The organism is Paenibacillus sp. FSL L8-0340, assembly GCF_038593145.1.
Taxonomy (GTDB): Bacteria; Bacillota; Bacilli; order Paenibacillales; family Paenibacillaceae; genus Paenibacillus_AQ.
Genome location: NZ_CP151967.1, coordinates 4,160,985 through 4,181,413, shown reverse-complemented (window position 1 = coordinate 4,181,413; position 20,429 = coordinate 4,160,985). Strand labels below are relative to the sequence as shown.

At 49.9% G+C, this 20,429-nt stretch carries 19 protein-coding genes; 14 read left to right on the top strand and 5 right to left on the bottom strand.

The genetic code is table 11. From position 1 onward, the window contains the following. Window positions 1-10: 10 nt before the first annotated feature. The gene (locus NST07_RS18715) at window positions 11-1,756 is read right to left on the bottom strand and encodes an alpha-glycosidase (RefSeq protein WP_341093719.1); all 1,746 of its coding nucleotides are present in this window, start codon (window positions 1,754-1,756) and stop codon (window positions 11-13) included. Window positions 1,757-2,176: 420 nt separating this feature from the next. Between NST07_RS18715 and NST07_RS18710 the strand changes: the two genes are divergently transcribed. From NST07_RS18710 to NST07_RS18695, 4 genes are all read left to right on the top strand, one after another. After that, entirely contained in the window at window positions 2,177-2,998 is an 822-nt protein-coding gene (locus NST07_RS18710; protein WP_341093717.1) for a transporter substrate-binding domain-containing protein, read from the top strand. A gap of 136 nt (window positions 2,999-3,134) precedes the next feature. Continuing rightward, complete coding sequence (locus NST07_RS18705) at window positions 3,135-3,794, top strand: amino acid ABC transporter permease (protein WP_341093716.1); 660 nt, start codon at window positions 3,135-3,137, stop codon at window positions 3,792-3,794. After that, on the top strand, window positions 3,781-4,503 hold the full coding sequence (locus NST07_RS18700; protein WP_341093715.1) for an amino acid ABC transporter ATP-binding protein: 723 nt from the start codon (window positions 3,781-3,783) through the stop codon (window positions 4,501-4,503). The genes NST07_RS18705 and NST07_RS18700 overlap by 14 nt, the downstream gene beginning before the upstream one ends. Before the next feature lie 117 nt (window positions 4,504-4,620). Continuing rightward, complete coding sequence (locus NST07_RS18695) at window positions 4,621-6,150, top strand: Ppx/GppA phosphatase family protein (protein ID WP_341378826.1); 1,530 nt, start codon at window positions 4,621-4,623, stop codon at window positions 6,148-6,150. Here NST07_RS18695 and ppk1 read toward each other — a convergent pair. Next, on the bottom strand, window positions 6,098-8,212 hold the full coding sequence (gene ppk1 / locus NST07_RS18690; protein ID WP_341093713.1) for a polyphosphate kinase 1: 2,115 nt from the start codon (window positions 8,210-8,212) through the stop codon (window positions 6,098-6,100). The two genes, NST07_RS18695 and ppk1, sit on opposite strands and share 53 nt — an antisense overlap. 393 nt (window positions 8,213-8,605) lie before the next feature. Between ppk1 and NST07_RS18685 the strand changes: the two genes are divergently transcribed. After that, the gene (locus NST07_RS18685) at window positions 8,606-9,268 is read left to right on the top strand and encodes a 3D domain-containing protein (protein WP_341093712.1); all 663 of its coding nucleotides are present in this window, start codon (window positions 8,606-8,608) and stop codon (window positions 9,266-9,268) included. 188 nt (window positions 9,269-9,456) lie between these two features. Here the strand turns inward: NST07_RS18685 and NST07_RS18680 are convergent, their stop codons facing one another. Beyond that, complete coding sequence (locus NST07_RS18680) at window positions 9,457-10,344, bottom strand: polysaccharide deacetylase family protein (protein ID WP_341093710.1); 888 nt, start codon at window positions 10,342-10,344, stop codon at window positions 9,457-9,459. Window positions 10,345-10,534: 190 nt separating this feature from the next. Between NST07_RS18680 and NST07_RS18675 the strand changes: the two genes are divergently transcribed. The 9 genes from NST07_RS18675 to mobB all read left to right on the top strand — a co-directional run bounded on the left by NST07_RS18675 (window position 10,535) and on the right by mobB (window position 17,810). Then, window positions 10,535-11,575 carry an NADH:flavin oxidoreductase/NADH oxidase gene (locus NST07_RS18675; protein ID WP_341093708.1) on the top strand — a complete coding sequence of 347 codons (1,041 nt, stop codon included), beginning with the start codon at window positions 10,535-10,537 and terminating at the stop codon, window positions 11,573-11,575. Window positions 11,576-11,661: 86 nt separating this feature from the next. Continuing rightward, complete coding sequence (locus NST07_RS18670) at window positions 11,662-12,366, top strand: dihydroorotate dehydrogenase electron transfer subunit (protein ID WP_341378825.1); 705 nt, start codon at window positions 11,662-11,664, stop codon at window positions 12,364-12,366. After that, complete coding sequence (locus tag NST07_RS18665; protein ID WP_341093705.1) at window positions 12,359-13,291, top strand: dihydroorotate dehydrogenase; 933 nt, start codon at window positions 12,359-12,361, stop codon at window positions 13,289-13,291. The genes NST07_RS18670 and NST07_RS18665 overlap by 8 nt, the downstream gene beginning before the upstream one ends. A 90-nt stretch (window positions 13,292-13,381) precedes the next feature. Then, a complete protein-coding gene (locus tag NST07_RS18660) occupies window positions 13,382-13,714 on the top strand; it encodes a hypothetical protein (protein ID WP_341093704.1) in 333 nt (110 codons plus the stop codon). Window positions 13,715-13,790: 76 nt separating this feature from the next. Next, complete coding sequence (locus tag NST07_RS18655) at window positions 13,791-14,459, top strand: PspA/IM30 family protein (protein ID WP_341093703.1); 669 nt, start codon at window positions 13,791-13,793, stop codon at window positions 14,457-14,459. Window positions 14,460-14,586: 127 nt separating this feature from the next. Next, window positions 14,587-14,997: a DUF350 domain-containing protein gene (locus NST07_RS18650; RefSeq protein WP_341093700.1), complete on the top strand. Its 411-nt coding sequence runs from the start codon at window positions 14,587-14,589 to the stop codon at window positions 14,995-14,997. Between the two features lie 23 nt (window positions 14,998-15,020). Then, window positions 15,021-15,527: a DUF4178 domain-containing protein gene (locus NST07_RS18645; protein WP_076109570.1), complete on the top strand. Its 507-nt coding sequence runs from the start codon at window positions 15,021-15,023 to the stop codon at window positions 15,525-15,527. 224 nt (window positions 15,528-15,751) lie between these two features. Further along, window positions 15,752-17,032 carry a gephyrin-like molybdotransferase Glp gene (glp, locus tag NST07_RS18640; RefSeq protein ID WP_341378823.1) on the top strand — a complete coding sequence of 427 codons (1,281 nt, stop codon included), beginning with the start codon at window positions 15,752-15,754 and terminating at the stop codon, window positions 17,030-17,032. Between the two features lie 64 nt (window positions 17,033-17,096). Then, on the top strand, window positions 17,097-17,810 hold the full coding sequence (mobB, locus tag NST07_RS18635; protein WP_342481958.1) for a molybdopterin-guanine dinucleotide biosynthesis protein B: 714 nt from the start codon (window positions 17,097-17,099) through the stop codon (window positions 17,808-17,810). A 133-nt stretch (window positions 17,811-17,943) separates the two neighbouring features. On the opposite strand, the gene NST07_RS18630 is transcribed toward mobB, so the two are convergent. After that, a complete protein-coding gene (locus NST07_RS18630; protein WP_341093693.1) occupies window positions 17,944-18,810 on the bottom strand; it encodes a pentapeptide repeat-containing protein in 867 nt (288 codons plus the stop codon). A gap of 105 nt (window positions 18,811-18,915) precedes the next feature. Further along, window positions 18,916-19,998, bottom strand: a complete 1,083-nt coding sequence (gene xerS, locus NST07_RS18625) for a tyrosine recombinase XerS (RefSeq protein WP_340899802.1) — start codon at window positions 19,996-19,998, stop codon at window positions 18,916-18,918. Window positions 19,999-20,429 lie beyond the last annotated feature (431 nt).

Genomic DNA, 20,429 nt, shown 5'->3' with positions numbered 1-20,429 from the left:
GCCTGTTTCTTCAATTTAACGCACGGCACAGAATCCGGTAACCATAAGGGTCAAGCGAGATATGCATAATCCCCTCTTTCGGGGCAACCGGTTCGCCGGTAAGCGCATCCTGCCAGTCATCAGTTTCCATCGGATGTCTAAGCGTGCGAGGCTCCGGGGAATTGTTCATCCAGACCGTGAAATGAATGATTTCATCCGCACGTTCGTACACGATGCAGGGGTCATTTTCACAGGCTACCAGAATGCGGAATCTGCCTTCCCGAAGGGCTTTGTGCTCTTTGCGCAGGAAGATCATCATCCGGTAAAAATCATACAGCTCGCGGTCTTGCTTCTTTTCATCCCACTCCATGCATTTACGGCAGTCGGGATCTTCTGATCCGGTCAGGCCGATCTCATCCCCGTAGTAAATACAAGGTGTTCCCATAAAGGTGAAGAGGAAAACAACCGCCAGCTTGAGGCGCCGTTTATCTTCTCCTACCACCGTCAGCAAACGGGGAGTGTCGTGGCTGCCGAGCAAATTGAAGACCACCTCGTTTGTCTGCTGCGGATATCTCATCAACAAAGCGCCGATCCGTTGTCCGAAGGTGATACCATCCATACCGCCATTAAAGAATTCCAGCACCGTTCCTGAGAACGGGTAGTTCATCACCGAGTCGAACTGATCGCCCAGCAGCCACGTAAGGGAGTCACTCCACACCTCCCCAACGATATAGGCCTCCGGATTGGCGGATTTCACTACTTTGCGGAAGTCGCGCCAGAAATGATGATCCACCTCATTGGCAACGTCCAGCCGCCACCCGTCTACTTTGATCTCCTTGATCCAATATTCGGCGACTTCCAGCAGGTAGGCTCTGACCTCGAAGTTAGCTGTGTTGAATTTGGGCATATTGCCAAAAAAGCCGAAAGTGTCATACGTAGGAATACCGTCGACTATCTCAGCCGGGAAGGAGTTGATATGGAACCAATCTTTATAAACCGAATATTCACCCTTCTCCAGCACGTCCTGAAAAGGCGGGAACTTGTCGCTGCAATGATTGAAGACGGCGTCCAGCATCACCCGTATTCCTCTTCGGTGGCATTCCTCGACTACATGTTTCAGCAGCTCATTATCTCCGAAATGAGGGTCGACTTTTTTATAATCCATGATGTCATATTTATGGTTGGAAGGGGAGAGGAAGAGCGGAGTGAAATATACAGCATTGATACCCAGCTCATCCAGATCGTCAAGATGATTCAGTACTCCCTGCAAGTCTCCGCCGAAAAAATTATCCAGCTTCGGAGTTCCGCCCCAGGCTTCGGTTCCTTCCGGGTCATTGGTGGGATCGCCATTGGCGAAACGTTCGGTCATAATTTGATAAAACACCGCATCCTTGGCCCAGTTGGGAACCTTGAACAGATCAATTTGATGTATATAGGGAAACTCGTAGAAGTGGTTAGGCGGCTGAGGGCATTCCGAACGGATGCCGTTATCAAGCAAATATACATTTTCCTGTCCTTTGCTGACGCGAAAAGTATAGCTGAGCCGTTTATATTTAGGCCGGACCGCAGCCTCCCAATAATCGAATCTGTCGTCGGAAGCGGCTTTTTCCATCATGATTTCATAAAAGGTATGATCCCAATCATATTTATCACCTGTAAGGGCTGCTACACAGTCCACATCGTCACGTTTGGTGCGAACACGCAGATGTATAGTTTTTGTATCGTAGGCATAAGCCCATTTGTCACGGGGAACATGGTACATTGCTTCCAACAGCATGGCCTGCACCTCCTAAATGTTTGTGAGCATTCTCATCATTGAAACACTTCGAACAAACTGACATCGAAAGCATAAGCTTATGTTTGTGAGAAGAATACTCAGTATTGAAACCACTTCGAACAAACTAACCTCGCAGGCATCCTTTTCACACAGTTTGCATGTTATTACCACTCCAGAGGTCGTTGTGAACCAATTCCGTTTATTCCAGGAAGTAGCTGGAGATAGTAAATAGTATATACTTCAAGTCAGGGTGTGTGCAAAATGAGGGAACGTAATGCATGCTTACACCATATTCTTCTAACCTTGATTTACGGGGGCTTTGTCACAAATTTGTCTTTGCATATTCATGCGGAGTGATTTATAATAAATCGGTCAAAGGCACAACTTAGAGTACCAAAACAGGATAGGGGAGATATACAGATGAAAAAATGGGGTAAACTTTCTTTAGGCATGCTGCTGGCGGTAGGACTTATGACTGGCTGTGGTACCAATAACAATGATGATAATAAAACTGCGGCATCGAATGGCAACGCGGGCAGCGAAACTGCAGCCAAAACACTGACGCTGGGAACCAGCGCAGAATTTCCGCCCTACGAATTCCATAAAATGATAGATGGCAAGGATACGATCGTAGGCTTTGACATCGAGATTGCCAAGGACATCGCTGCTGATATGGGTGCTGAACTGGTTATCAGGGATCTTCCTTTTGATTCCCTGTTGAATGAGCTGTCGAGCGGAAGAGTGGATATTGTTATCTCCGGACTGAGCTATACACCAAAACGTGCAAAAGCAGTCGGCCTCTCTGATGTTTACTTTAAAGCAGAGCAAGCGGTTGTCGTTCGTGAAGCTGATAAAGATAAATTTGCTACTATGGATGCCCTGAAGAATACCAAGATTGGCATTCAGACAGGTTCGATTCAGGAAGATATCGCCAAAGAAATTGAAGGGGCGAAGCTGACCTCGCTGACCAAAATGACTGAGATTGTTATGCAGCTGCAATCTAACCGTGTAGATGCTTCTATTATGGAAGGGCCTGTTGCCGAATCGTTCGTGAAGAACGTGAAGGGCCTCGTCATTACTGACGCCAAACCTGTGGTAGAAGATGACGGATACGTTATCGGAGTGAAGAAAGGCAATACAGAATTGCTGGATCAAGTGAATGCAACCTTGAAACGTTTGACGGCAGACGGCAAAATTGAAGAGTACGTATCGGCTGCAAGTGACCTTTCCATAAGCAAATAAAGGAAGCTCGGGTTCCGGCACTTTCAGAAGTAAAGACAGTTATGCAGAGTACAGTTACACTATTCAGAAAATGGCGGTGATCCGCTGTTTTCTATTTTTTTGAAATCCTACTTGAAGACAGGAGGTTAGACCTGCAATGAATTTATTCGATATGGCATATGAATACCGCAATCTTTTTCTCTCCGGTTTAAAATATACCCTGCTCCTGGCATTGATTGGGGTATTCTGCGGCTTTGTCCTGGGAATTATAGTTTCCCTGCTGCGCATGTCCAAGTGGAGCGTGCTGCGGTTTATAGCTACTGCATGGGTTGAATTTCTGCGCGGTACGCCAATGCTGGTACAGCTCTTTCTTATCCATTACGGCTTAGTGGAGTTAGGTCTGGAATTTTCGGCGATTCAGTCCGGTGCGATTACACTCACGATTAATAGTTCCGCTTATCTGGCCGAGATCTTCCGTGCCGGTATTCAAGGCGTGGACCGCGGCCAAATGGAAGCAGCCCGTTCTCTCGGGATGAAACAAGGGATGACCATGCGCTACATCGTGCTTCCCCAGGCGTTGAAGAATGTGCTGCCGGCTATCGGCAATGAGTTCATTACGATCATTAAGGAGTCGTCCATTGTTTCGATGATCGGGGTGGCGGATCTTCTTTTCCAGGCCAGAAATATTACAGCCATTACTTATGAGGGGCTTACACCGCTGATTATTATCTCCATCATGTATTTCATCCTTACATTTACTTTATCTAAGCTGCTTGGCATTCTCGAAAGGAGGCTGAATACGGATGATCGCCGTTAACAACCTGCAAAAACATTTTGGCAAGCTGGAAATCCTGAAGGGCATTGACCTAGAAATCCAAAAAGGCGAAGTCGTGGTGGTCATCGGACCCAGCGGCTCCGGCAAAAGCACCTTTTTGCGGTGTCTGAATCTGCTGGAGCAGCCCACTGGGGGAGAAATCACCTTTGAAGGCGAGTCCATCACAGCGAAGAAACATGATATTAATGTAACGCGTGAAAAAATGGGCATGGTGTTCCAGCAGTTCAACCTGTTCCCGCACAAATCGGTGCTGCAGAATATCATGCTGGCTCCGCTCAAAGTAAAAAAGCAACAGCCGGCGGAAGCTGAAAAAATTGCGATGCAGCTGCTGCGGACGGTTGGGCTTGAAGATAAACGCGATGCTTACCCGGCTCAGCTCTCCGGCGGGCAGAAACAACGGATCGCCATCGCCCGTGCACTGGCCATGCAGCCGCATGTGATGCTCTTCGATGAGCCGACATCGGCGCTTGACCCTGAGATGGTCGGCGAGGTGCTGGAAGTGATGAAGAAGCTGGCCGAAGATGGGATGACGATGGTTATTGTCACTCATGAAATGGGCTTTGCCCGTGAAGTGGGTGACCGGATTCTTTTTATGGATGGCGGCTATATCGTAGAACAGGGGACACCCGCGGAAGTCTTCGGCCATCCGAAACATGACCGGACCCGCGATTTCCTCAGCAAAGTCTTATAGAAACGCACAAAACGGCCCTTGGAAATAACTCCGGCGGCCGTTTTGCTTTTGGTTAAGACCTAAATGGGTGATATAGTATATAAATATGCTCGATCAACTTGAAGGGGGTACATACAGATGAGCGATGATCTCTGCCGGATAGGCATCATTGATATTGGTTCCAACTCCATTCGTCTTGTGATTTATGATACAACGCGGCAAGGAGGTTACAAAATCATCAAGGAATGCAAATACTCTGCAAGGCTAAGTGAGAAGATTACAAAAGCGGGCAGGCTCGAGCGGAAAGATATGGACACCATTATTCCTGTCTTGCGCCAGTTCAAGGAGATTTGCAGCGCTTTTGAGGTGGATAGGATCCGTGCAGGAGCGACAGCGGCCATCCGCAACGCCGCAAATTCTTCCGAGATCATTACATACCTTTCAGAGGCTTCCTTGATTCCAATTGAGGTGATCAGCGGCTATCAGGAAGCTTACTTTGGATTTCTTGGCGTCATTAATGCCTTTGATGTTCAGGACGGGTTCGTGATTGATATTGGCGGCGGCAGTACGGAGGTTACCCTGTTCCGCGGACGGCGCTATCAGCACAGCATTTCCTTTCCATTCGGTGCGGTCAACACCAACCTCATGTTCAGCCACCAAGGCAACTGGAACAGCGAACAAGTGAAGAAGCTCCAGGCTTATGTGACTGGCAGGCTAGTCGAGCATGAGTGGCTGGGCACCAGTGCTGGTCTGCCGTTATACGGCCTCGGGGGAACGCTCCGTTCATTAGGCAAGCTGGACCAGAAGATGAGGGAGTATTCCTTGCCGAATTCTCATGGTTATGTACTCTCCAGTGAAATGATAGACCGGTTTATGGAGATACTGCCTGATACGCCTTATGAGAAACGGAAAGATATGGAAGGGTTGTCCAAGAGCCGGGCGGACATCATTGTGTCGGGGCTGGTCATTTTCCATACAGTTTACAACTATATCCGAGCCAGTCAGGCACTCATCAGCGGGGAAGGTTTGCGGGAAGGCATGCTGCATGACCTCTTAAATCCTGAGCAGCCGGTGTGTGACAGTGCGCTGGAGTTCAGTCTGGATACGATAATCCGCTTCGATATCCGCACTTCTAAAGGGCATCTGGAACATATCTGCAAGCTTGCGATGAGTCTGTTTGGCGCATTGGGACATGAAGGTGACCGCGAAGAGCAGAAGATGCTGATCTATGTCTCCATCATGCTGCATCGTACAGGGTCGAATATTAACTACTACCAGTCGAAACGGCATACTCGCTACTGGCTGATGAATTCACCGATTCGGGGTCTTACCCACCGGCAATTGATTCTCAGTGCGCTTATTGCTTCCTACAGCACAAAAAGCCGGAAGCAGAAATTGTCCCAGACACATAAGGACATTTTACTGGCTTCCGACGAGGAGTGGATTCATAAGCTGGGTACGCTCGTACAGCTGAGCATTGCTCTGGACAGCACCGAGATCGGTGTAATCCGCGGATTGAATGCGGAGCTGCACGGCAATACTCTTCATCTGGAGCTTGAAGGTGTAGGTGAGGTGCATATCGGACAGGAAGACATTGAGAACGCCCTAAAAGCATTTAAGAATGCTTGGTCGGTGAAGGTAAAGCTCGGCTCCCTTTCCAATGACTGACCTCCAAAGCGGCTACTTGGCTCCGGAAGGGAGCCTTTTTGTCGTCCGGCCTTTCGTAGTATCCATTCGGCTGAAGGAAGCTGGCTTTCACGTTATCCTTAAGCGACAGATCAAGAATCTTGACGATCTGCTTACGGATGCCACTGTCTAACACCGGACACATCAGTTCAATCCGCCGGGTCAGATTGCGGGTCATCCAGTCGGCGCTGGATAAATACACTTCCGGCTTGCCGCCATTCTCGAAATAATAGATGCGTGAATGCTCAAGAAAACGGTCGACGATGCTGCGGACTGTGATCCGCTCACTCAGGCCTTCAATGCCCGGGCGCAGGCAGCAGACGCCGCGTACAATCAAATCGATGGAAACACCGGCCTGGGCTGCACTGTACAGGCTGTCGATGACCTCCTGATTGGACAAAGAGTTCATCTTGGCTATAATCCGTGCCGGTCTGCCGGCTGCCGCGTGCTCGGCTTCGCGGAGAATCAGCTTTTGCAGCGACAGGCTCATGTTGGTCGGAGCGACGATGAAGGCATTCCAGTCATAATTGGCGGAATAACCGGTCATTTGGTTGAACAGCTCTGAGGCATCCAGCCCAATTTCATTATTGGCAGTGAACAGGCTGAGGTCGGTGTAGGCTTTGGCTGTGCTGTCATTGTAGTTCCCGGTACCGACATGTACATAGCGGCGCAGTTCGTTCCCTTCCTGGCGGACGATCAGCGTTACTTTGGCATGCGTTTTGAGCCCGACCAGGCCATAGACAACATGGCAGCCGGATTGTTCCAGCTTGCGTGCCCAGGCAATGTTCCGCTCTTCGTCAAACCGGGCTTTCAGCTCTACTACCACGGTAACCTGTTTGCCCGATTCTGCGGCATTGGCCAGGGCGGTAATCAGCGGCGAGTTGCCGCTGACCCGGTACAGGGTCATCTTGATGGCCATGACATGCTCATCCTCGGAAGCCTGAATAATAAAGTCGCTCATCGCATCAAAGGATTCGTATGGATGGTACACTAGCACATCGCGCTCGCGCAGCACTTCGAAGAAATCCTCATTCTCCTCAAATTCCGCCGGATATTGCGGCACTATCGGAGCATCAAACAGGTAACTGAAGCCCTTTAGGCTGCCTGCGAATCCCCGCAGGAACCCTAGGTCAAGGGGCCCGTCAATTTCAAAGACAAAATCCTCAAGCTCGAACTCGGCCTGCAGCTGTTCAAGGGCATAAGGATGAATCCCTTTTTGCACCTCAAGCCGGGCGGGAACACCCCGGCGGCGTTTGCGCAGCTCCTTTTCAATCTCTTCGAGCAAATCCTCTGCGCCTTCCTCATCAATCGTCAGATCAGAGTTGCGGGTTAGCCGGAACTCGCTGACTGCTACCGGCTCATAACCGCTGAATAACGTTTGAATATGATGGCGGATAACATCCTCAATAAAGACGAACTGCCGTTTTTTGCTGTTGGAACGGTGAGGGAGCGGAATACACCGCGGCAGGTTGGAAGGGATCTGCAGGATGGCGAAATAGGGATCCTCTTCCTGGCTGTTCTTACGGGTCAGCACCACAGCCAGATAGATGAACTGGCTGTGCACAAGCGGAAACGGACGGCTCTGATCAACGGCCATCGGAGTCAGAACAGGGAAAATAATGTCGCGGTAATACTGCTCAATCGACAACTCCTGAGCATGGGTCAGATCCTCATAGTTAACAAAGACAATGCCTTCTTTATGCAAATGCCGGGAGATATCGCGGAAGGTGCGGTATTGGTCGGCAATAATTTTGGTGACCCGCTTGATCAGACGTTTATACAATCCGGAGGGGGTATAGCCGGTAAAATCTTTTTTCGTATAGCCGGCTCTAATCTGATCCTGAATTCCGGCTACACGCACACTGATGAACTCATCCAGATTGCTGGATACGATCGCGAGGAATTTGGCGCGTTCCATCAGCGGATTATCCAGATCCTGCGCTTCAAGCAGTACACGGCGGTTAAATTCGATCCAGCTTAAGTCCCGGTTGAGGTAAGCAGTAGCTGGACTGCTATGGTTGTTTTTTTTCTCTTCTGCGTTCATAGACCCTCCAAGTGTGCTTCAATGTCTTAATAACTTTATCGTATTCTACCATTCTACTATTTGCCGAAGGGGGAATTGTTAAATCTGTGTAAAATTTTCGCGGATAATATCCGAATATCTTAAAAAACCTCTTAATGTAATGGGAAAATATAATTACTATGTAAAAGTATTCCTCTGAATGCGTGGAGAAAAAGTAAATTCTATCAGAATGGTAACAATTTCTTAGGCATTGGTTACAAAATTGTGATATATTCAATACTGTTAGTTTACAAACTACTGCACTGGATATGCCGGCATAAGGCATAAGAAGAAGGTACATACGTCCAGAGTTATCTTGGTGCGAGATATTCCCTCACGGGAACCCTCTTGCACCCACTAATGAAGGAGGCAAATATGAAGATCAGATTCAGAGCCATTACAGCCCTTGCTGCTGCTGTTGGCATCAGTACATTGCTGCATGCAGTCCCCGCCAAGGCGGACAGCGTACATATTGCAGGAGAAACTACCACCTATTATACACTATCGAACTACTACGGTATCGGTGTCGATGAACTCATGAACGCCAACAAGTCGGTTGCGAGCATGAATATTTATCCGGGGCTTAAGCTCACCATTCCACGTGAGAATAAACTTATTGCTGCTGCAGACACCTCGTTCCCAGCTTCCGTCATTTCGACCAGCCTGAACGTGGAGAAGGAATCCAATATAGTACAAGCCTGGGGGAAAGAATTCAACTATGCCAAGATTATTCAGGCCAAAGCTACAGCTTACTCCTCAGCAGCCAGTGAGAACGGCAAATGGGGGGCGGTCGATTATTTCGGCGATGCGCTTAAGCTGGGCACGATTGCTGTAGACCCGAATGTGATTCCGCTCGGCACGAAGGTGCTGGTGACCGGACATTCGCATCCCGGGCTGCCGAAGCAGGCATTTCTGGCCACGGCCACGGATATGGGAAGTGCGATCAAAGGCAACCGTATAGATATCTTTATTCCCGGAAGCCAAAGCTTCGTATCGGATTTTGGATTTCAGTACGTGAATTTGTACATTATTGAATAGTCTGCTTTTAAGGCTCCACGCCGCTATTAAGCCACACTCAAAAGGAAACGATGAATGCCGGAGATCATGGCAGCTCGTTTCCTTTTTATTTTAATTTCATACGAACACCGTTCCTAAATGGACGGCGAAGCTTTTGCTATTATCAGTTGAAATAATGAACAACGTAGAGGCTAAAGTCAATTAAATAGTTACTTATTTTTATCCACCTGAAGCATCTGGGGGACCGTTACAAAAGTGTAGCCCCGCTTGCGCAAGATATTAATAACTTCCGGGAGCGCCTGGATCGTCCCCCGAAGATTGCTTCCTTGGCCGCCGCCGCCATGCTGCAGCACAATCGCCCCCTTGCCCGCATGGGACAGAATGTTGTTTCTCACCTGTGATTTTGACAACCCCCGCCAGTCCAAAGAATCAACATTCCAATGGATCAGCTTGTAGCCGTGACTTTTTGCCCATTTGAGTTGTTGCTCACTGATATCTCCATACGGTGGGCGAATTAATCGTGGCTTATACCCGGCAAGAGCAGCAATAATATTTTCGGTACGCACAATTTGTGTCCGGAATTCATTTACACTAAGCTTCCCGAATTCCGGATGATTATAGGAGTGGTTGCCGACAACATGGCCTTCCCTGATCATCCGCTGCACCAGTGCAGGATGTTTCTCCGCCCGGCTTCCGACGACAAAAAAGGTCGCTTTCACATGATATTTACGGAGAACATCCAGCAGCTGCGGTGTGAAACGCGGGTCAGGAACATCATCAAACGTCAGGGCGATCATCCTGTTCCGGGGCCCCTTGGTCATAATCGTCTCCGGATATTTGCGCATCAGCTGGCTTAGAGTCAGAGTTCTGCTGCGTTTTTGCCGCCGGGCAGCCGCTGCGGAAGAAGAAGAACCGGGTGCGATAGCCTCTACTTCGTCTTCGGCAGCATTTTGTGGCTGAGGGGTTCCGTGCTCTTCCGGTTGCTGCAGCAGGGGAGAAGAGGCTGAAACAAGCTCTGCAGAGGTCGCGGGGCTAAGCAGAACCATTGTAATTGCTAAGAGAATGAGCAGTTTCCGCCCTTTTAGCAGCTTATCCATTCATCCACACCTCCTATGTAACTTCGCGCACTGCTGTTTCTCCCTTGTTATCCCCAAGCGGAGGCTAATTTATGCTGGACTTCCATGCTCACAGTTTGAGATTTATTGCCGTGAATTTTACGTGTATACTAATGAAATGGGAGATTCGCTTCCACTATAAATCGGATAACCGGAAAGGTTGGAATCGGAAATGACTGATTTATTCAAGCCTTATGAATTGAAGGCTTTAGTTTTAAAGAATCGGATAGTTATGCCCCCAATGTGCCAGTATGCGGTGCACAAGCAGGACGGAATACCGGATGATTGGCATTTCGTGCATTATGTCAGCCGCGCCGTTGGCGGAACCGGCTTTATTATTGTAGAGATGAGCGGTGTGCATCCAGATGGGCGAATCACTAACCACGACACCGGGATCTGGAGCGATGACCAGATAGCGGCCTACCGTAAGATTACGGATGGGGTCCATGCGTACGGCGCCAAAATTGCTATTCAGTTAGGTCATGCAGGCCGCAAGGCTCTGGATGCGGAACCGCCGGTTGCTCCGTCGGCAATTCCGTTCGATGAGAAGTCCAAAACACCTCAGGCCCTCTCTAAAGAAGAGATCGCAGAGCTTGTCTTGGCTTACCGTGAGGGCGCGCGCAGGGCAGTGGAAGCCGGTTTTGACACGGTAGAGATTCACGGTGCCCATGGATACCTGATTCATCAGTTCCATTCACCGCTCACCAACATTAGAGAGGATGAGTACGGAGCTGATTTAGCACTGTTCGGCGAACAGGTGGTCCAAGCAGTTAGAGAAGTACTGCCCGCAGAGATGCCGCTGCTGATGAGAGTATCAGCCAGAGAATATGTCGAAGGCGGCTATGATGAAGCCTATGCTCTGGACATTTGCCGCCGGTATAAAGACGCTGGCGTAGATATGTTCCATGTATCTTCTGGCGGAGAAGGACCGGTCGGCTCTAATGGCGGACCTAACGCGGGTCCGGCTTATCAGGTGGATCTCGCTGAATATATCAGAAGCGGACTGCAGGTTCCGGTTATAGCGGTAGGACGTCTTGAGAACTACGCAGAAGCCCAGTCCATAGTTGCCGAAGAGAAGGCGGAACTCGTAGCTATTGGCCGGGCAATGCTCAGTGACCCTTACTGGGCGCTGCATGCAGAGGAAGCGCTTGGCGGGGTAGACGAAGCGAATGTGCCGAAACCCTATGAGCGCGGGGTATGGCACAGAAAATAGCACTCTACCAATGTGAAATATGTCACAGATTTTAAATTCCTTCTAGGGCATGGTTAATAAGATTAAATTTGAAGGAGCTTGATAACGTGGCGACAGTTATAACTAACGAGCGGCTGGCTGATGGAGTGTACCACCTTCGGGTTGAAGGGAATTACGGCGGTGAAATGGGTCAATTCTACATGTTGCGGGCATGGGGAGCCTATCCGCTGTTGTCCAGACCGCTTAGCATACATCAAGTAAACGATGACGGTGTCGAATTTCTCTATCATGTGGTCGGGGAAGGCACTGAAATCTTTGCCGGTCTGACACCCGGAGATAACATTGATCTTGAAGGGCCGTTTGGCAATGGCTTTCCCGAAGTTGAGGGGAAGGTTGCTCTGGTAGGCGGGGGGATTGGCATTGCTCCGCTTTATTATTGTGCGCAGAAGCTTCCGAACAGCGACATTTATTTGGGATTCAGCCGGGAAGCCTTCCGTACGGAAGCATTTCGTCCCTTGGCGGCGGAGCTGACGGTCAATGTCGGCGGCCTGATTCTCGACAATGTTGATTTTACCAGCTATGATCATATTTTTGTCTGTGGACCGCACCCTATGCTGAAAGCAGCACAATTAAAAGGCTTCGCAGCCGAGACTGCAGGCAAAATACCGGGCGTGTATCTTTCACTGGAGAACCGGATGGCCTGCGGGATAGGTGCATGTCTTGTATGCAGTGTGTCCTGCCGAGACGGGCAGCGTAAGGCATGTGCGGACGGGCCGGTCTTTTTGGCGGAGGAGGTGCTCTTCCATGATTAATTTAACTGCCAATATAGCAGGCGTACATTTCAAGAATCCGATCGTCATGGCTTCTGGTACCTTCGGCTTCGGCCGTGAGTATGGCAAGCTTTATGATGTGTCCATGCTGGGAGGAATCTCCGGCAAAGGTCTTACTCTTAACGCCAAGGCCGGAAACCCCGGTGTTCGTGTCTATGAGACGGCTTCCGGTATGCTGAACAGTGTGGGTCTGGAGAACCCTGGAGTGGAAGGGTTTCTGGCCAAGGAACTTCCCTATTGGGAGACCCTGGATACTGCGCGGATTGTGAATCTTGGCGGCAATACATTGCATGATTATGTGCTCGGTGCCGAGCTGATCCAGCGGGATGCCGAAGCCCGGAGTCTAGCCGGTACAACTGCGGTGGACATGATTGAGCTTAATATTTCCTGCCCCAATGTAAAAGAAGGAGGCATCGCTTTCGGTGTCAAGACTCCTGCTGCACAGGAGGTCGTGCGTGCGGTCAGAGCAGCAACGAAACTTCCGCTCGCCGTGAAGCTGTCACCCAACGCCGAGGATATCGCCGAAATGGCTGTGATGTGCCAGGAAGAGGGAGCGGATGCGGTTTCGCTGATCAACACGATCTCAGGGATGAAGATCGATGTCCGCCGCCGCCGCAGCGTGTTCAATAATCTGTATGCCGGACTGTCCGGTCCGGCGATCAAGCCAGTGGCGCTGCGTATGGTGCATCAGGTAGCCAAACGGGTGTCCATTCCGGTAATCGGTATGGGCGGAATTACCTCGGCAACGGATATTATAGAATTTATTATGGCCGGAGCAACGGTTATCCAGGTTGGAACCTATAATTTCATGAACCTGCGGGCAGGCAGCACGCTTGTGGAGGAACTGCAGCAGTTCATGCTAACAGAGAACATCTCTTCCCTGGACGAGATCCGCGGTATTGTGTGAGCTCTCCCAAGTTTTGCAGGTACTGTTTTTCCGCTGACCTGAGATATCTTCGTGCTTCAAGGTTAATATAATGGGAAGGGGGAGATCGGGTTGGTTGCTTATGAGTTCCATCCAGAGGACATTGAACTGTCTGCAATAGCTGTAGGCCGTGATTTACTGCTGCTCATTACCGGAGGAGTCCGCCATATCGGTGCGGCAAGCACCGCATATGTTGACGGTGATAACATCAGCGTATCCACCTCTGCCGTCCCCCATCACAAAGAACATACAATCAGTGAAGCCATCGCGCTCAAGGTATCGGCTGCACTGGGTAAGACGGTCACGGTGGTTATGGGCATTCATTATGATGATTTGAGCAAAGAGGACATCACTAAAGTTGTAGAAATCGTATACAGCAAGGTGGATCAATATTTAACGCAATAAATTTGAAACGATTCTCGCCACTCTGCGTAAAAGATACCAAATGAGAAATTAACTTTTATTTTGGAGGAATGAACCGATGTCTATATTTAAAAGATTGCGTGATTTGACCATGTCCAATGTGAATGCGATTATTGACAAGGCGGAAGACCCGGTCAAAATGACGGACCAATATATCCGTGACATGACCGAGGATTTGGAGGATGCTGAGAAAGCGGTAGCTGCCCAGATCGCCATCGAGAAGAAATTCAAACAGCTGTATGAAGAGCAGGAAGCACTTGTAGCCAAGCGCAACCAGCAGGCGCATACGGCAGCCCAAGCCGGCAATGCCGATCTGGCCCGCCGCGCGCTGGAAGAGAAGAAATCCGCTGAAGTCAAGCTGGTGGAGTACAAAACAAGCTTCGAGCAGAATAAAGCTTCAGCCGACAACCTGCGTGCCAAGCTGGATGAAATGCGCAAGCAGCTCACACAGATGAAGAACAAACGTGAGACTCTGGTAGCCCGCTTCAATGCCGCAAAGGCGCAAACAGAAATTAATAAGGCAATGAGCGGTTTCAGCTCTGACTCGGCTTCTGCCGGATTGAAGCGCATGGAAGAAAAAATGCTGCAAGCTGAAGCTCAGGCAGAAGCCAGCAATGAGATGAGCTCGGGGAACAAATCGCTTGACGATGAATTCGAGAAGCTGGGCAAGGACCAAGCTGTAGAAGATGAGCTGGCTGCGCTGATGAAGCAATACGACAAACAATAGGATATGGACTTACCGGTCCTAAAGCCGGTGTTCACAGGCGAAGGGGAGACGGAACTAGCGGTTTCTCCTTCGCCTTCTCTATGTGGTCGGATAGGAGCAGCAATCTGAATAAGCGGGGGCTAAAGCAATGGATTTCCAAACACTGGTGTCCATGGTTGTATGGACGGTGAGCGGCGCAGTGCTTCTATGTGTACTGATGTTCGTGGATTCGCTGTTTACCCGTTATAATGATTTGGAGGAACTGAAGGCAGGTAATATGGCGGTCACAACGCGTTTCGTACTGAAACTGCTGGCCCAAGCCTACATATTATCGGCATCCATTTCCACTTCAAAGGGTCTGGGAGATGCGCTTATTGTCTCGATAGTATCTTTTGTTCTTTTGTTTTTCCTTGAAAAGTCAGTCCGCCTGCTGCTGAGCCGCTGGGGTAAGCTTAATCTTGATTATGGCACCCAGCTGGGCAAAATCGGTTATGGATTATTGGCTGGCTCGCTGCATGTAACGGGGGCATTAATTATTGCGGCTTATATACGAGGTTAAATATAACAGGAGGATGATGGAGTTTGAGTATATGGAAACGTATAGGTAATCTTTTTTCCAAAACAGAAGCACCGGCTGCACCAAAAAGTATGCTGAATCTCTCCCCGGGAGATATTTGCGAAGTGTCGCTGGTTACTTATGAAGTAACGGGACGGACGAAAACCAGCGGCCGCAATGCGGTTGTCTTGACACTCCGTGACGGAAGCAAGATCTCCTATCTCTATATCGAGGAGCGTGAACAGCTGCAGTACAGTCTGTATCAACCGATTGACGGGCGGCTGGATGATCCTGCTGAGGTACCTTCTACGCTGGAGCTGGATGGTTACACGTTCCACCTTGAGGAAGAATACGAAGGGTTCGCAGCGGTAACGGGACAGACGCCGTATACCAATGGCGGAGAGCAGCATGTCTGGCAGTACCAGTCCGATGATTACCGGCTGCTGCGGGTGGAATGGCAGAACGGGCGGTTTATGCTTTATGAGGGCGAGAAAGTAATTCCGGGAGATGTCAAAGTGATCCGGGCTTCGTAATTCAACACCTGTTTTTTTTGCATCCCAAATGGGGATTAGAGGATACCTTCGCTTCTATAGCGGGTATCCTTTTTTCTTTGTCTTGTAAAGCTAAGCGGGAAATACCGAGAACAGACACTCATATCCAATATCACTTTCCCGGGCCTCATGTTAAAATAGTTCTGTACCGGAGCAGCAAACAGTAGGCACATGATGCCACATGAGACAGAGGACGGAGGGTTCTTATGAATAGCAGACAGGATACGCCGGATCGTAAATTTCATCGAAAAGCACTCCAGGTTAAAGAAGCACAAGCCCGGGTGATTGAATATGCAAAACTGCTGGATGGTGAGGAAGTACCGCTGAATCAGAGCTGCGGGCGTTTTTTGGCCGAGCCGGTGATTGCGCCGCATCCTTTTCCGGCATTTAACCGGTCAGGGATGGACGGGTATGCGCTGGTCGCCGGGGATACTAAGGATTGCGGGCCAGACCACGTGGTCTGGCTGGAAGTCGTGGATGATATTCCATGCGGAGCTGTACCTGCTGTGAGTATAACGTCCGGAACAGCCGCGCGAATTATGACAGGGGCGCAGGTGCCTGAAGGTGCGGATGCGGTTGTGATGCTGGAGATCACGGAAACCAGGGAAGCTGATGGCAAAAGTTTTGTCGGACTCCGCAAGCCGCAGCAGGCCGGCCGCAATATTACCCCGCAGGGTTTTGAACTGAAAGAAGGGGCGATTGTACTTCAATCAGGAGGGAAGATTGCTGCGGGTGAGATCGCTGCGCTGGCAGCGCTTGGAGTACATACTGTCAAAGTACTGAGACGGCCTAAGATCGGGATTTTCGCTACGGGTACTGAGCTTTTGGAGGTAGATGAGCCACTTCAACCCGGAAAAATCCGTAATAGCAACTCACCGATGCTGGAAGCGCTGGTGCGGGAGACCGGGGGTGAGCCTTTCATGCTGGGTGCAATCATAGATGACTTGGAGCTGGCCCGGAGCAAAGTGCAAATGGCTCTGGATAGCTATGACATGGTGATCACTACGGGCGGTGTATCGGTGGGGGACTACGATATTATGGGTGATCTGGTCCGGGAGAACAGCGGCGACATGCTATTTAATAAAGTTACGATGCGCCCGGGAAGCGTCACAACAGCTGCTGTTCGCGGAGGCAAGCTGCTGCTGGCACTGTCCGGAAATCCCGGAGCCTGCTTCGTAGGTTTTCATCTGTTTGCGCGGCCGGTCATTTCCCTGATGCAGGGGGCTACGCTGCCTTTTTTGCCGGAATGGACGGCTGTGCTTGGCGCAGATTATTCGAAGGTGAACAATTATACACGTTATGTGCGCGCAAGGCTGGAATTCCGTGACGGCTGCTTGTATGCCTATCCGGCAGCAATCGACGAATCTTCGGTCATGGTAACGATCAAGGACAGCGATTGTCTGATTGTCGTTCCGCCGGAAGAACGCGGCTTGAGCGCCGGCGCTAAGGTAAGGGTGCTAAAGCTGCCGGGAGAACTTCAGGGCTGAATGGACTCTAACAGCCATGCGGGAGCGTGCGTGAATTAGAGATCAGGGGTGAAGCAGAAACGTGATGAAGCGGGGCAAGAAAAGAAGTGAGACAGGCCGGGACTTTGCGCGGCTGAACATTGGCAACTCAAGGCTAGGACGAGGTAAGAATGTAAAAAGCAAGAACAGCCATACCTGCAGCAGAAATGCAGGCAGGACAAGCCGGTTTCCCGTGGGAAGTCCTCGAACGGGTGCGGAATCGAATGGCGGTGGCGACAAGAGTCCACCTGCCGTATGCCAGATTGTCGGCTATAAAAACAGCGGCAAAACTACGCTGATCTGTGGCTTGATTCCGCTGCTGCAGCGGCACGGCTGCACTGTGGCGGTGATTAAACATGATGCCCATGACTATGAAATGGATCATCCGGGGACAGATACCTGGCAGCAACGGCAGGCCGGAGCATCCGCAATTGCCATCACCAGCGGCAGAAAGACATCGGTGATCGAAGAACGCAGCAGCAGTTTGGCAGAGCTGATTTCAGCTTTTTCCAGCTATGATTATGTGCTCGTTGAGGGCTTCAAACACGAAGCTTATCCTAAAATAGTACTGGTTCATAACGAAGAAGACCTGAGCCTGCTGAACAATGCGCAGAATAAGGTCGCTGCCGCATTTTGGGAGGAAATGAAGGACAACGTGTGGATTGAGCCGGGAATCCGGCAATTCAGCATCAACGACAGTGCGGCAATCGCTGATTTTTTGTGGCAGCAACGGAATTATTTTCAAAATTTCAACATATGAAAAATTCACAATAGAAAACCCAAAAAATTCTATCCGCGCTTCATTGAACAGTCTCTTCAAAATCAAGTCATAAGGAGCAGCAGCCCCAGTCCTCCATGGTAACGGAAGACTGGGGCTGCTATTGTTGAAGATCCTATGTCCAGTGACCAGGACGGGCAAGCGCTGGAGGCAGCTTGGTTAAGGTATTGCCCTTGGCTGCATTAAGCTGTGCTTGTGTAAGAAACAGGCTGCCGGTCAGATCAGCTCCGCTTAGGTTAGTATCCCGGAAATCTGCGCCAATGAGGTCAGCAGCCTGCAGATTTGCACCGCTGAGATCAGCGGCAATGAGATAGGCTCCCCGCAGGCTTACGCACCGCAGATCCGCACCCTTCAGTTTGGCGCCGATCAGATCCGCGCCGCGGCCATATTTTGCTTGTCGTTTGGGAACCGACTTCAGCTCCCTCCGGGCCGTATCACGCACAAGTTCACTGGTACGCAGGAGCAATTCGTTGACTTCCCCCCGGTGTGCAGCAACATCCAGCGCCAGCAGCGCCTCGGCCTTCAGGTTCGTGAGTTGTTCGGTCTTCTCCAGAGCGGTAGACAGCGCACTATGAAGCGGGGCAGCAGACTGGAAATGAAGTGCTTCGGTGAGATACCACAGCAGTTCATGTAGCTGACGCATTACCGGGAATACCTCGAACATCTGTGATGATGTTTTGGGAGCCTGCCGCCAGTCCTTGCCGCCATAGGTGATTTGGGATATCTTTTGGCCTGCCCCGAAACAGTCATACACTGTGCAGCCCCGAAAGCCCTTGTCTCTCAGAGCGGTATGAATACCGCAACGGAAGTCCGTCTGCAGATTGGGACAGGGCTGTCCGGCGTTCTTGTTCATCGCGAAGTCTACCGAAGCCGCGAAGGGCAGCGCCGCACAGCACAAGCCAAAACAGTTCTCGCAGTCAGATTGCAAAACGAGAGAAGCTCCGGCCGGGCCGGATGGTGAATAATTGTAATTCTCTGACATGGGTATGCTCCTTACAATAATAAAAATTAAATACTCTTCAGCATTAGAACAAAACTCCGCTCGAATGCAGCTTCACATGTTTCCTTCAGAGCAGCAGTGATGCCATCAGCTCTCTACACGCCGTTCAATCGCTTCGGACATCGTTTTGTCCGTAAGATGGGCATAGACTTCGGTAGTTTCGGTCGAAGCGTGTCCAAGCTGCTCCTTGGTTTTGTAGATATCATTTTGCAGATAATAGTCCGTGGCGAAAGAGTGCCTCAGCTTGTGCACAGTCAAATACGGCTTTCCGAAACGTTTGGCGTATTTGATAATCATCTCTTGAATCGCCCGTTTTGTCATCCGTTTCCCTTCCTGGCTGCCATTGGGCAATGCAATGAACAACGCCTTTTCCCTCTTTGGCGTCTTGTAGCGGGCCTGGCGGAGACTTAGATAGAGCGAGAGATCATCCTTGGCCTGCTCGCGGAAATACACAGGTGTTTTGAAGGTCTCGTCATTATTGCCCTTACGGTATACATAAAGCAGCTTGTTATTCACATCCAGATCATCCACGTTGAGATTAACCACCTCGGATACACGCAGGCCGGAATTCAAGATCAGACTGGCGATGCAGGCATCCCGTTCCCGGTTCAACTGAAAGGAGTAATATGCCTGCTTGTTAGCCTCAACGTCCCTGCCATAACCCTCATAGATGTAACCTACGAATTCCAGCAGTTCCTCGTCTTCGAGAATTTTCCCCTTTAGCTTGGCTGCGGTATCTTTCGGTTTATGAATGCGTTTGATTTCCACCTTGGCCATAATATTGCGCTTCAGCAGCGGGTAGAAATTCTCATCTTCGGCAATCTGGCTCAGGTAATGGAACAGGGAGCGCAGAGCAGACAGCTTGCGGGATACCGTCACCCGGGTGTTCGTTCCTTCGGCGCGGGTAGTTAAATGCAGCCGGTAGCCGACAATACTGTCCATATGGAGTGTTTCCAGATCAAGCAGAGTGATTTCAGCATTACTGCCGGCCGTTGACAGACCTTCCACACGCAGCCACCCAAAAAAAGATTCATAATCACGGATATACTCCAGTAGGGTTGAAGGCGACAGATCCGGCCGTTTATAGTCAATGAATTGCTGTACAAACCATGGCATAAGATGCAGCCTCTGGTCGAGATTTTTCCGGTCGCTGTTTTTTTGGATGCTGATAACAATCACCTTTTTCATAGTTTGCTTAGGTTTGAAGTGTTGCGGTCTAAATCTATCATATCATGTTTTGTGCTGGACCGGGAATGAGAGGCAGGCAGCTTACTCCAGAAGTGACAAAGTTATATGATGTGAAGTAAACGTGAAAGGCAGAGGTGAACCTAATGGAGCTTGGAATACTGGTTCCCAACGAGCAAAAGCAGACGATCAGCAGGGTGTGTAATCTTCATAATTCATTCTAATGCTACCCTATAATTATGTTAACTAAATTCGGCAACTGAATGATAAATCTAAAGCTTGGGATGCCCGCCGGGGCTATCTCAGGCTCTATTTCTGTTAGGAAATTATACAATTGGAAATGAGATTCCTTAAGAATATCAAAATAATCACATCCCGCAGCAGTATAGTACCATATAATGTATATTGAACATCGT